A 12,199-nucleotide genomic window follows, 5' to 3' on the forward strand; every position below is an offset into this window, starting at 1 on the left:
TACCGAGTTCCGCCCACATTGTCATCCCCATTCCGTCAATCGTGACTGCAGTGAGCGGACGACGATTCGGTTACTGGCTCCCGCTCGGTCTCACTGCACCACAGCGGAATTTGCAGCACCCTGTTCTGCGGTGTACTGCGGGTGATTGCCGGATCCTGCAGAGGACTGCGGCGATGTGGCGGGACAGCATGCCACGTATGGGGTGGTCAGGATGCGGCCCACGTAGTCGACGCCCGGCTTCGGGAACCTCCACGGAGGAAGGGTGTGGGGGTCAAACAGAAAATCCGTCTGGGAGCTGCTCATCATTCATCCTCGGTGGATTGGCTGATCGTCAACGCTGAAGGCCAGCTTGGCCCAGGATGCTCCGAGATGCAGTCGGATCCGGCCGTGTGTATTGATCTCGGCACCTGTGTAGGCCGGACACGCGCACCGCCCATTCGCTGCGGCCACTTCGAGCAGCCGCGCTCCGGATTCTCCAACTGTGACCACCCCCGGGAGGGATTTTCGGGAGCTTTGTCGCGAGTACAGGGTGCCCACGTTCAAGAACCCATTCCGTGCACGAGGCACTTGACCCAACGAACGCACCGGAGGGTCCATATCCCGTCGTACCGCACCGGTACCTAGCCGATCCGGCACCCGACCAAAGGATGCGACCATGCCCGAACCCGACCCGGATCCCAGCCACCGCAATCACTGGGACACGCTTCCGCTACTGCTGTCCGTGCCCAGAACCGCAGCGCTGCTCGGGATCAGCCGCTCCGCGGCATACCGGCTCGCCGAGTCCGGCGACCTACCGACCAAGCGCATGGGCGGACGCGTCTACATCGTCACAGCCCGACTGCGGGCAATGCTCGAACAGGACGACCTCGGGCAGGCCGCCGCATGAAGCAGGGGCACGTCCGCAAGCGCGGCAACATCTGGTACTACCAGTTCCGACTCCCGGAGAAGGGCCCCGACGGCAAACCCGAATACGACTCCAAAGGCGGCTTCGCCACTGAGAAGGAAGCCTGGGTGGCCTGCCGGGAAGCGATCAAAGCGGTCGAGCAGAACAAGCGGGTGAAGCACTCGAAGCTCACCGTGCGCGCGTTCTTCGTCGACGAATGGCTGCCCGCGATCAAGATGGTCGTCGACGCCACCACCTACGACAACTGGCAGGCGTTCGTCCACGCCTACGTCGTACCCCGCCTCGGCGCCGGCGATCTACAGAAACTGACCGCTCCGATGCTGGTGAAGTTCTACACCCAACTCCTCACCGACGGACGCATCAAGCCCGACAACAACATTCGCATGTACCAGTACTGGCTCAAGGCGACCGACCGCGGCCAGCAGCCCACACCCCGCCAGATCGAGCAAGCCCGCGGAGTCACCATCCACGCCGCCCGAGCCGCCGTGCGCCGCTTCAAATCCGGGCGGATACCGAAACCGAAACCAGCTGGGCTGGAACCGAAAACCGTCCGCAACATCCACCTCGCCATCCACCGCGCCCTCGTCGACGCCGTCGCCTGGAAACACCTCGTCGACAACCCCGCCGACAACGCGAGACCACCTCGCGTCCCCCGCGCACGGCGACCGGTGTGGACGCCCGAGCAGGCCACCCAGTTCATGGACAGCATCTGCTTCGACCGCTTCTACGCGCTGTTCCGGTTGGAATTGACCACCGGACTGCGACGCGCGGAAATCTGCGGAATCCGCTGGCCCTCCCTGGATCTCGACGCTGGAGTGCTGTCGGTGTACCAGGGCCGGGTCGTCGTGGCCGGACGCGCTCAGGACGCCGAGGTCAAATCCGAAGACTCGGTCCGCCTGATCGCTCTCGACACCGAAACCGTGTACGCGCTGCGCACCTGGAAGGCCATCCAGGATGCCGAACGCGCGCTCTACGGTGACGACTTCCGCGACACCGACCTGGTCTTCACCTATGAAGACGGCCGCCCCGTGCACCCTGATTCCATCCGGGAACGATTCAAGCGCCTCGGCGCACGCGCCGGGCTGCCCGAGATCCGCTTCTACGACCTGCGCCACACCTACATCACCGCGTCCCTGATGGCCGGAGTCAGCCCGAAGGTGGTCAGCCAACGCGCCGGGCACGCCGACGTCGCCTTCACTATGAAGACCTATCAACACGTCCTGCCCGGCATGGACGAGGACGCTGCCGCTCGCGCCGCCAGCTACATGCTGGGACGCCGCGAAACCCCTGCGACGGCACCGCACCCATGAAACTGAGTTTGGCTAATGATGCCAACCGTGATGCCAAATGAATGCGAAAACGGCCCGGAACCTGTTGGTTCCGGGCCGTTTTCCCTAGTAGCGGGGACAGGATTTGAACCTGCGACCTCTGGGTTATGAGCCCAGCGAGCTACCGAGCTGCTCCACCCCGCGTCGGTGAACACAACATTACACACGGGCTTGCCGTAGTACCAAATCGGCTGGTCAGGTGGCGTTTCGAGGGTGAACGGCGCGATCTTGAACGAGGGTGGCGGGGGTTCAGGGGGTTCGGAACGGCTGAAAATCTTGGTTCAGATGGCGGGTTCGCGTGCGCGTCTCCACGAAATCCGTCGAAAAACGTGACCGGCATCACATTTCGGTCGTGAGTAAAGTCACATCACGGGTAGATAACAGACCGATCGGAATATGCAAATACAGCATAGCCAGCCTGCATCAACGGGGTTTTCGCGGTCATTCGCTTCATGCAATTCTGGAGTTATCAAGACGTGATCTGTCGAGATTTCCTCGTTATCGTCTGTTTCGGCCTGGATCAAACCCGTGATGGGCCTCGACCCGAACCGCCGCACGCCGGAAACCCTGTCCCGCGGTTGGGTGCCCCGACCTCCTGGGGACAGGGACATGACGGAGCTCATGCGTCGGAAGCCGGCGAGCGCAGGGAAGGAAACGACCATGAAACAGAACCGGAAGATCAACACCCGCGTCCTCGGCCTGGCGGCCGTGACCAGCGCACTTGTTGCCGTCCCGTTCGGCTTCTCAGCAACCGCTTCCGCCGCTCCGGCACACGACTGGGACGGTGTCGCCCAGTGTGAGTCGGGCGGCAACTGGGGCATCAACACCGGCAACGGCTACTACGGCGGTCTGCAGTTCACGCAGAGCACCTGGGCCGCCAACGGCGGCTACGGCTCACCGTCCAGCGCGAGCAAGGACGAGCAGATCCGCGTGGCCGAGAACGTGCTCAACTCCCAGGGCCGCGGCGCCTGGCCGGTCTGCGGCCAGTACCTGCGCCAGGGCTCCTCCGAGCCCGAGGTCGCCGCCGCCCCGGAACCCGCGCCCGCTCCTGCCCCCGCGCCCGCCCCCACCGATCGCCAGGCCCTGATCAATCAGGCCGAGAGCGTCGCCGGCGGGCTGGCTCAGCAGTTCGGTGTCCAGGACCAGTACAACCAGGTCCTGCAGCAGAACACCGGACTCATCGATTCCCTGGGCCGCTGAACCCACCGATTCCTTCCCTACGCAGGAAGAAAGCGACTGGCGCTGCCGCCAACGAGGACGGCAGCGCCTATCGTCATCATGAGCCCCGCACGGCAGCGTCGTGAGCCTCAGGCGGCGAACTCGGCCCGATGCTCGACCGCCCACTCCCGGAACGACCGCGGCGGGCGACCGGTGACCGCCTCGACCGCCGGATGCACCACCGAGGTGAACGACTCCAGCGCGGTGGCCCGCAAAGCCATGATGGCATCGGCCATTTCGGGTTCCACGCCGAAGGACAGCAGCGCCGCCCGCGCCTCCGCCGGCGCGGTCTCCACATAGCGCAGCGGCCGGCCCAGCACCTCGGCCAGGATCTCGGTCTGCTCACCCGGCGACAGCGCCTGCGGACCGCTGAGCGTGTACGACCGCCCCTCATGCCCGGCCCCGATCAGGGATTCCGTTGCGACAGCGGCGATATCACCGGCGTCGACCACCGCGATCCGGCCCTGGCCGAACGGCGCAAGCACGGTGTCCTGAGCACGCACGGCCCCCGCCCAGTGCAGCGCGTTCGACATGAAGCCCAAGGGCCGCAACATCGTCCACGGGATCCCGCTCTCGCGCACCGCCGCTTCGCCCGCCCGATGCCAGGCCGGAATCGGATCGGTGGCGGTCGCGTCGTCGACCCGGCCGGAGGACAGCTTCACGATGCGCCGCACTCCGGAGGCCGCCGCGGCCGCCGCGAGATTTGCGTCGTGGCCGGGGATCTCGGGGCCTGCCGTGAGCAGGAAGACGCGATCGACATCGGTCAGTGCCGCCGAAATATCCTCGGGCACACCGAGATCACCGCGCACCACCTCGATATCGCCTGGCAGGCCCGCGGTTTCGGGCCGCCGGGTGAGCGCACGCACCGGCTGGCCGAGCGCACGCAGCCGATCGACCACGGCCCGGCCGACGGTGCCGGTGGCTCCGGTTACGAGAATCATGGGGAACTCCTTCATCGACTGATTTGCTGCCATCAGCGTCGTCCCGGAGCATGATTCGATCCATCCACAGCGCTCATCTGCCGGTAATCCTCCAACTACCTACCGATGATCAATGACTTCCGCTACAGATCAGGCAGATGGCTGGAGAATTCACCATCGCACGGATTCACCCCGGACAACAGAAAGGCGCTGCCACCCAAGGGGTGACAGCGCCTCGGCCGCAGCCGGACCCGGCTAGTTGCCGGCCTTCTGATAGTTGTTCACCGCGGTCTGGAGCTGCTCCAGCGCCTTGCCGAGCGTCCCCAGATCACCCGACTTCTGCGCATCCTGAACCGCCTTGAGCGCATCGTTGATCTGCGCCACCGCCGCGTCCTTGGCCGCGGAACCGGACGGCGCCGGTATCGGGACGGTGGGCGCCGGGTTGCTCTGGTTCGGCGGCGGGTTGCCCTGGTTCTGATTCGGCGGTGTCACCGTCGAATTCGGTTGCACGGTGGCCGCACCGGCCAGATCCGACAAGCCGACCTGACTCAGCGCGTCCTGGACCGTCGCACCGAAGCCGATCTTGTCCTGGTAACTGACCAGCACCTTCACCAGCTGCGGGTAGGACGGGGCGTTGGACCCGGCCGAATTGCGTTCCAGATACCACGGTTCCACGTACAGGATGCCGCCGTTGCCGACCGGCAGGGTCAGCAGATTCCCGTACTTGATCTTGTTCTGGTTGCTCGCGGTGAGCAGGTTCCGCTGCTGCGCCACCGGACCGTAGTTGGTCATCGACGTCTGCACCTGCCCCGGACCCGCCGGGGCATCGGCAGGCAAGCGCAGCACCGTCAGCTTCCCGTAGTTACCCGGATCCGAATGCGCTTGCAGATAGGCCGTCAGGAAGTTCCGCTTGTAGCCCACCATCACACCGGTCAGGTTGAACTCCGGCTTACCGGTCTTGGGATCACCGATCAGCACGTAGTAGGGCGGCTGATGCGAACCGCTGGCCGCACCCTCCTGGGTCGGATCGTTGGGCACCGACCAGAAGGCGTTGTTGGTGAAGAACTCTCGCGGATCGTCCACGTGGTAGTTCGCCAGCATCTCCCGCTGCACCTTGAAAAGATCCTCGGGATAACGGAAGTGCGCCCGCAACTCCGGCGTGATCGCGCTCTCCGGCTTCACCGTGCCCGGGAAGACCGAACTCCACGCCTTCAGCACCGGATCGGTGGGATCCACCGTGTACAGCTTCACCGTGCCGTCGTAGGCGTCGACGGTGGCCTTCACCGAGTTACGGATGTAGGACACCTCCTTGCGCGGCAGCAACCGGCCGGTGGTCTGGTCGATGCTGTCCTCCACCGCGCCGTCCAGCGAGGTGCGCTGGGCGTACGGGTAGTTGTCGAGCGTGGTGTACGCGTCGACGATCCAGACGATGCGCTTGTCCACCACCGCCGGGTAGGCGCTGCCGTCGGTGGTCAGCCACGGCGCCACCTTCTCGACCCGGTCCCGCGGATTACGGTTGAAGATGATCTTCGAATCCGACCCGATGGCGCTCGAGAACAAGATATTGCGCTCGGCATACTTGGCCGCGAAAGCCAGCCGGTTGAACCAGTTTCCGATCGACACACCGCCCGCACCGTTGTAGGTGTACTGCGAATCATTGGTGTCGTACTCACGCGCCGGCTGACCGTTGCTGCCGACGATGGCGTAGTCGGAATCGGTCTTCGAGATCAGCTCGCCGTAGTAGATGCGCGGCTGATCGACCGGAATGGCCTCCTGGTCCTGCGGCGTGAAAAGGTCACTGACCGTCTTCAATTCGGTGCCGTTCGGCCCGGGCACCGCGAACACCGGATAGCCGTAGCCACCGGCATTAACGTCATTACCCGCGGCCTGCTGCACCTGCGAGGGATCCGCCGGCGGCGCCGCGTTCACCTTGTTGGCCGGCGAGGCGACGAAACCGTTGCCGTGCGTGTAAACGGTGTGCCGGTTGATCCAATCCTTCTGGTTGTCGGCCAGATTCTGCGGCTGCAGCTCACGCGCCGCCACAATGTAATCGCCGGCCTGGTTGTTGATGGTGTAGCGATCGACCGCCAGCGTGTCCGGGAAGCCGTAGAAGTTCTGCAGCTGCTGGTTGCGCTGAATGAAGGTCGGCGTCAGCAGGCTCGGATCGAGCAGCCGGATATTGGCGGCCGTCTGCTGATCGGCCTGCGTCTTCGCCGCGGCCTCCGGACTGGAATCGGACTTGTAATCGGTGTACTGCACCTTGTCCGGAGTCAGCCCGTACGCCTCCCGGGTGGCCTCGATATTGCGGGAGATATAGGCCGCTTCCTTGGTGGCCGCGTTCGGGCGCACCGAGAACTGCTCCACCAGCAGCGGCCACACCGCGCCGACCAGGATCGAGGACAGCACCAGCAGCGCCGCCGCCATCGCCGGAATCCGCAAGTCGCGCAGCACGATCCCACCGAAGAAGGCGAGCGCGCAGATCACCGCGATGGACAACAGGATCAGCTTGGCCGGCAACACCGCATTGATATCGGTATAGGAGGCGCCACTGAATGTCGGCTCCTTCCGCGTACTGGACAACAGCGCATACCGGTCGAACCAGTACGCAATCGCCTTGAGCAGCACGAAGAGTCCCGCCAGCACGGCCAGCTGGATGCGCGCCGCATTGCTCAGCGTGCCCTCCCGGCCGGCCAGCCGCAGCCCGCCGAACACGTAGTGCGTCACCAGGTTCGCGAAGAACGCGATCACCACGGAGACGAACAGCCAGTTCAGCACCATGCGATAGAACGGCAGATCGAAGGCGTAGAAACCCACGTCCAGATGGAACTGCGGATCCTTCACCCCGAACGAGCCACCGTGCAGGAACAACTGCACCGTCACCCAACTCGACTGTGCCACCAGGCCCGACAGCACGCCGATGATCAGCGGGATGCCGATGCCGAACAAGCGCAGCCGGCTCATGACGGTGGTGCGATACCGCGCGATCGGATCCCCCGGCCCCGAAACCGGCACGAACACCGGCCGGGACCGATACGCCACCAGCAGCGACAGCCAGATGATCGCGGCCACCACCAGCGCGACTACCAGGAACAACAGAATCCGGGTCAGCAGCACCTTGTGGTAGACGCTCCGGAAACCCACCTCCCCGAACCACAACCAGTTCGTATAGGCGTCGGTGAGGCGCGGCCCGATCAATAACAGGGCCGCCAGCACCAAGGCCGTCACCAGCAGTATGCGGCTGCGTCGGGACAGCGAAGGTAAGCCAGTCGGGGGGCGCATGCCCACGATGCCACTCTCCCAGGGTCCGGCGGCGCCCATGCCGGGGTGACCGGCCCGGTGCGCCGCAGTCCGATGATGCGAGGTGGTCCCGGGGGACCATTCGCGCCCCACTCTACGTAAAACGACCTCGGTCCGGCCGTCGGGAGGTCGAAGTCGGGCCCGTCGGCTTTCGATCGGGCAAGCCCGGTGCCCCTCGATCGGGACAAAGTAGCCGCGATGCGAGGATTGCGGGGTGAATCCAGAGCAGTGGGCAGCGTCGGCCCTGTACCGGTGCATCCGCGAAGTCGCTGAATACGTCGACGGCGAGGGCTGGGACCGCCCGCCGCAGATGTTCGCGCTGGTACCGACCGTGGACCTGGTCGCCGCCGAGCCCTCGCTACTGGATCAGCTGGACCAGGAGAACGCGCTCACTCCCATTGCGCAGGAACCGTTTCCGGAAGACATCATGGGCGAGGCCGACGCCATGGCCCTCGACGAATTCCTCGGCACCACCAGCTGGCCGTCCGCGGTCGAGGGATGCGTTCTCGTACAGCAGATCGTGGTGCTGCCGCCCGATGCCGAACAGACCCTCGACGAGGCCATCGCTCCCCTGCTCGCCGATCGCGACGCCGCCGACCGCGCGGGCCGCCGCGCCGCGGTCTCGCATCCGGAGCGGCGCGAGGCCCGCCTGTTCGTCGGCGTGCTCCGCGACGGCACCTCGCTATCGCTGATCCAGGTCCGCCCGTCCGCGGACGACGAAGATCCCTTCGCCGACCTCGAACTGCGCACCGCGCCCGACCTCGCCACCAACCTGGTCGAGGCCCTGCGGAACACCCTCGAGAACGAAACCGACTGAGTCTCGAAATCGACTGAGCCCACCACACACTCGCGCCCACTGTCTCGAAGACAGTGGGCGCGAATGTGAATCGGGTCAGCTGCAGCTCGGGGCGGACTTACCGGCCTTGAGATCCTGCAGCGCCTGCACCGCGCCGGCCAGGTTCTCGACCTTCACCAGGCGCAGGCCCGACGGGGTGCGCTGGGCGGCCTCGTTGCAGTTGTCGGCGGGGACCAGGAAGGTCTCCGCGCCCGCGTCCCGGGCGGCGATCATCTTGTACTGGATGCCGCCGATCGGGCCGACCTTGCCGTCCGGATCGATGGTGCCGGTACCGGCCACGAACTTGCCGTTGCTCAGATCGTCGGGGGTGACCTTGTCGATCACGGCCAGCGTGAACATCAGGCCCGCCGACGGACCGCCGATACGGGCCAGATTGAAATCGACCTTGATGGGCCCGGCCGCGACCTCACCCGGCGTGATGCCCAGATAACCCTTGTTCGAATCATCGGGTCGCGCGCCGAGGGTGATCTCCGCGGTCTGCTCGGCATTGTCGCGTTTGAAGACCACCGGAATCGGCGAGCCCGGCTTGGCCGAGGACACCGCATTCACCACATCCTGAGCCGTGGTGATGGGTTTGCCGGCGACGTCGAGCAATACATCGCCCTTGTGCAGCACATCTTTCGACGGCCCGTTGTCGGAGACATCGGCGAGCCGGACCACGGTCGGCAGCTTCAGATAATGCAGCGCCGCCAATTCCGCGTCGTCCTCGGAATCCTTGAACTGCTGCTGGTTGGATTTGTCTACTTCGTCACGTGAGACGCCCGGCGGATACACCTCGGCGCGCGGCACCAAACCGTGTTGGCCGTCTATCCACAGGCCGAGCGCCTCGAAAATGTTCAGCTGATCGCGAACCGACACCGTCGTCATATTGAGATTGCCGGTGGTCGGATCGACGGGCACGCCCTGTACATCGACCACCTGCTGACCGTCCACCTGCCCCAGCGTATTGAACGTCGGCCCAGGTCCGAGCGCCACGAAGGGGACGGTGACGACGCTACCCACGACCCCCAGCACCAGAATGGGAACGAGCGCGGCGAGCAGGGTGAATATCCGACGGTTCACGCGGCCAAGGGTACTGGTCACCGTGGCCATTGCCGCGCTCCGCTCGCCGGTTCGCGGCGTTCGCGGCTCAAGTACCGTAGTTGTATGACTGACTTCCCGTTCGGATTCTCGAATCGCGATGACGACCCGGAGCGCAAGCCCGGGGACGAATCCAGCGGTTCTGGTGCGAACAACCCGTTCGGGCTCGGCGGTCCGGGCGGCGGATTCGATCCGTCCCAGCTCGGTCAGATGCTGACCCAGCTGGGCGCCATGTTCTCCAGCATCGGACAGCCGGGCACGCAATCCGGACCTGTCAATTACGACATCGCCAAGCGACTGGCCCGCCAGCAACTCGGGGCCGGCGTCACGCCGGTGTCCTCCGGTGCGCACCGCGCGGTCGCCGATTCGGCGCACCTGGCGGAACTGTGGCTGGACGAGGCCACCACCTTCCCGGCCGGCGCCACCAAGACCACGGCGTGGACCGCCAACGACTGGATCGAGGAGACGCTGCCGACCTGGAAGCGGCTGTGTGATCCGGTGGCCGAACAGGTTTCGGGCATGTGGACCGCGACCCTGCCCGCCGAGGCGCGCGAATTCGCCGCACCCATGATGGGCATGCTCGGCCAGATGGGCGGCCTCGCCTTCGGCTCGCAGCTCGGGCAGGCGCTGGGGCAGCTCGCCAAGGAGGTGCTGACCTCCACCGATATCGGCCTGCCGCTGGGTCCGGCCGGGACCGCGGCGCTGCTGCCGGCCGCCATCTCGGAATTCAGTGCCGGGCTCGAACAGCCGGAAAGCGAGATCCTGGTCTACCTGGCCGCGCGTGAGGCCGCGCATCAGCGGCTGTTCGCGCACGTGCCGTGGCTGCGTCAGCAGGTGCTGGGCGCGGTCGAGGATTACGCGCGCGGGATCAAGATGGATTTCTCGGCCATCGAGGAGGCCGCGCAGAACCTCGACCCGATGCAGCTGGCCTCCGATCCGTCGAAGCTGGAAGAGCTGCTCTCGCAGGGCACCTTCGAACCGCAGACCACGCCGGAGCAGCAGGCCGCGCTGGACCGGCTGGAAACCCTGCTCGCGCTGATCGAGGGCTGGGTGGAGACCGTGGTGACCGATGCGGTGGGCGACCGCCTGCCGGGTGCGGGCGCACTGGCCGAGACACTGCGCCGGCGCCGGGCCACCGGCGGCCCGGCCGAGCAGACCTTCGCGACCCTGGTCGGCCTGGAACTGCGGCCGCGCAAGGTGCGTGAGGCGGCGGCGCTGTGGCGGCGGCTCACCACCGATGTGGGCGTGGAACGGCGCGACGGCGTATGGGCGCACCCGGACCTGCTGCCCGACTCCGCCGATCTGGACTCCCCGGCCGGCTTCATCGATTCGGTGATCGGCGGCGGCACAGCGGTTTTCGACGACCCGCTGCAGCAGCTGGCCGATACCGTGGCGCGGGAGCAGGCCGAGAAGGAAGCTCAGCAGGGCGGCCCGGCCGCACCGAGCGGCGAGGACAAGGGCGAAGGCAACGACAAGGGCGAGGGCAACCCGTCGGCCTGATCCCGGAATTCGGGGCCGAAAGTCCGGGCGGCGCCCCGACTTTCGAGCCGGATCCGGCAGGCCCCACCGATCCCGGCCTTTTCCACAGGCCCACGCAGTGGGCAAGACCCTTTCGCCGACTTGTGGATAACCCGCGAAAGCGCTGATCATCATGCGTTTCCGCGGGTTTTCGCTGCTTCGGTGGCGCGCACACTGGCGGCATGACCACGCTCACGCGTACCCACGGACCTCTGCTGCATCCCCGCATCACCGTACTGATCCGGCCGAACGGCGCCGTACAGCTCGGCTGGGATCCCGAGCGCGCGGTGCTGGTGCAACCGCCCGGGCCGGTGGAGGCGGTGCCGGCGCTACTGCGGCTGCTCGACGGTGTTCGTACCCGGCAGCAGATCGTCTGTCAGGCCAGGGAACTCGGCTTCGCCGCCGATACCACGGAGTCGCTGCTGCGGCAGATGGCGGCAGCCGGGCTGCTGCTGGCCGAGCAGCCGCGCTCGCGACTGCGCACGGTGCGGGTACACGGGCGGGGACCGCTCTCGGACGCGCTGCTGGCGGGGGTACGGCGGATCGGGTTGCGGCCCAGTCATTCCCGCGAGCGGGACCTCGCCGAGGTCGATCGCATCGGCTCACCGTCGGAGGAGACCGAGCGGCCCGATCTGCTGGTCCTCTCGGACACTCTGGTGCCCGATCCCGGGCTGGTGGCCGATCTCATGCGCCGGCGCATTCCGCATCTGCAGGTGCGGATGCGTGATGGGCGCGGCATCGTCGGGCCGCTGGTGCTCCCCGGCGAGTCCAGTTGCCTGCACTGCGCCGACCTGCACCGGCTGGACCGCGACCCGGAGTGGACGCATCTCGCGGCGCAACTGCTGGGCCGGGTGGGCTATGCCTCGCCGGCGGGCATCGCGGGGGCAGCGGCCTTGGCGCTCAAGGAAATCGAGATCATTTCCCGCGGCGAGCCCGGTAATCCACCGGCCACGCTGAATGCCACGCTGGAGGTGGATTTCGAATCCCCGCACATCGATCGGCGACGGTGGCTGCCGCATCCGGATTGCGGTTGCCGCGCAGGTGGCGGCGCCGATGACGCCGAAAAGGAATGACTGTG

9 protein-coding genes and 1 tRNA gene are annotated in these 12,199 nt (G+C 66.2%); 6 read left to right on the forward strand and 4 right to left on the reverse strand.

Features of this window, described 5'->3' with window-relative positions:
- Window positions 1–655: 655 nt before the first annotated feature.
- Both ACIP5Y_RS12760 and ACIP5Y_RS12765 read left to right on the forward strand, forming a co-directional pair.
- The gene (locus ACIP5Y_RS12760) at window positions 656–886 is read left to right on the forward strand and encodes a helix-turn-helix domain-containing protein (RefSeq protein ID WP_400349924.1); all 231 of its coding nucleotides are present in this window, start codon (window positions 656–658) and stop codon (window positions 884–886) included.
- Window positions 883–2,214, forward strand: a complete 1,332-nt coding sequence (locus tag ACIP5Y_RS12765) for a tyrosine-type recombinase/integrase (RefSeq protein ID WP_400349925.1) — start codon at window positions 883–885, stop codon at window positions 2,212–2,214. The genes ACIP5Y_RS12760 and ACIP5Y_RS12765 overlap by 4 nt, the downstream gene beginning before the upstream one ends.
- A gap of 88 nt (window positions 2,215–2,302) precedes the next feature.
- Here ACIP5Y_RS12765 and ACIP5Y_RS12770 read toward each other — a convergent pair.
- A tRNA-Met gene (locus tag ACIP5Y_RS12770) sits at window positions 2,303–2,376 on the reverse strand.
- Between the two features lie 516 nt (window positions 2,377–2,892).
- On the opposite strand from ACIP5Y_RS12770, the gene ACIP5Y_RS12775 reads away from it, so the two are divergent.
- Window positions 2,893–3,432 carry a transglycosylase family protein gene (locus ACIP5Y_RS12775; RefSeq protein ID WP_400349926.1) on the forward strand — a complete coding sequence of 180 codons (540 nt, stop codon included), beginning with the start codon at window positions 2,893–2,895 and terminating at the stop codon, window positions 3,430–3,432.
- Window positions 3,433–3,539: 107 nt separating this feature from the next.
- Here ACIP5Y_RS12775 and ACIP5Y_RS12780 read toward each other — a convergent pair whose 3' ends face one another.
- Window positions 3,540–4,391, reverse strand: a complete 852-nt coding sequence (locus ACIP5Y_RS12780) for an NAD(P)H-binding protein (RefSeq protein ID WP_400349927.1) — start codon at window positions 4,389–4,391, stop codon at window positions 3,540–3,542.
- Window positions 4,392–4,625: 234 nt separating this feature from the next.
- Window positions 4,626–7,655, reverse strand: a complete 3,030-nt coding sequence (locus ACIP5Y_RS12785) for a UPF0182 family protein (protein WP_400349928.1) — start codon at window positions 7,653–7,655, stop codon at window positions 4,626–4,628.
- Window positions 7,656–7,881: 226 nt separating this feature from the next.
- Here ACIP5Y_RS12785 and ACIP5Y_RS12790 point away from each other — a divergent pair, with 226 nt between their 5' ends.
- Window positions 7,882–8,484: a PPA1309 family protein gene (locus ACIP5Y_RS12790; RefSeq protein WP_400349929.1), complete on the forward strand. Its 603-nt coding sequence runs from the start codon at window positions 7,882–7,884 to the stop codon at window positions 8,482–8,484.
- 75 nt (window positions 8,485–8,559) lie between these two features.
- Here the strand turns inward: ACIP5Y_RS12790 and ACIP5Y_RS12795 are convergent, their stop codons facing one another.
- A complete protein-coding gene (locus tag ACIP5Y_RS12795) occupies window positions 8,560–9,585 on the reverse strand; it encodes a PDZ domain-containing protein (protein ID WP_400349930.1) in 1,026 nt (341 codons plus the stop codon).
- Between the two features lie 84 nt (window positions 9,586–9,669).
- On the opposite strand from ACIP5Y_RS12795, the gene ACIP5Y_RS12800 reads away from it, so the two are divergent.
- Window positions 9,670–11,103: a zinc-dependent metalloprotease gene (locus ACIP5Y_RS12800; protein WP_400349931.1), complete on the forward strand. Its 1,434-nt coding sequence runs from the start codon at window positions 9,670–9,672 to the stop codon at window positions 11,101–11,103.
- Between the two features lie 200 nt (window positions 11,104–11,303).
- Window positions 11,304–12,194, forward strand: coding sequence for a TOMM precursor leader peptide-binding protein (locus ACIP5Y_RS12805; protein ID WP_400349932.1), 891 nt, complete (start codon window positions 11,304–11,306; stop codon window positions 12,192–12,194).
- Window positions 12,195–12,199: the final 5 nt, after the last annotated feature.

It is taken from the genome of Nocardia sp. NPDC088792 (assembly GCF_044750615.1).
Classification (GTDB): Bacteria; Actinomycetota; Actinomycetes; order Mycobacteriales; family Mycobacteriaceae; genus Nocardia.

Bases quoted from the DNA above. Each gene is read 5' to 3' on its own strand.
- ACIP5Y_RS12760 (WP_400349924.1), top strand. From the start codon at position 656: ATGCCCGAACCCGACCCGGATCCCAGCCACCGCAATCACTGGGACACG.
- ACIP5Y_RS12800 (WP_400349931.1), top strand. From the start codon at position 9,670: ATGACTGACTTCCCGTTCGGATTCTCGAATCGCGATGACGACCCGGAG.
- ACIP5Y_RS12775 (WP_400349926.1), top strand. From the start codon at position 2,893: ATGAAACAGAACCGGAAGATCAACACCCGCGTCCTCGGCCTGGCGGCC.
- ACIP5Y_RS12780 (WP_400349927.1), bottom strand. From the start codon at position 4,391: ATGATTCTCGTAACCGGAGCCACCGGCACCGTCGGCCGGGCCGTGGTC.
- ACIP5Y_RS12765 (WP_400349925.1), top strand. From the start codon at position 883: ATGAAGCAGGGGCACGTCCGCAAGCGCGGCAACATCTGGTACTACCAG.
- ACIP5Y_RS12805 (WP_400349932.1), top strand. From the start codon at position 11,304: ATGACCACGCTCACGCGTACCCACGGACCTCTGCTGCATCCCCGCATC.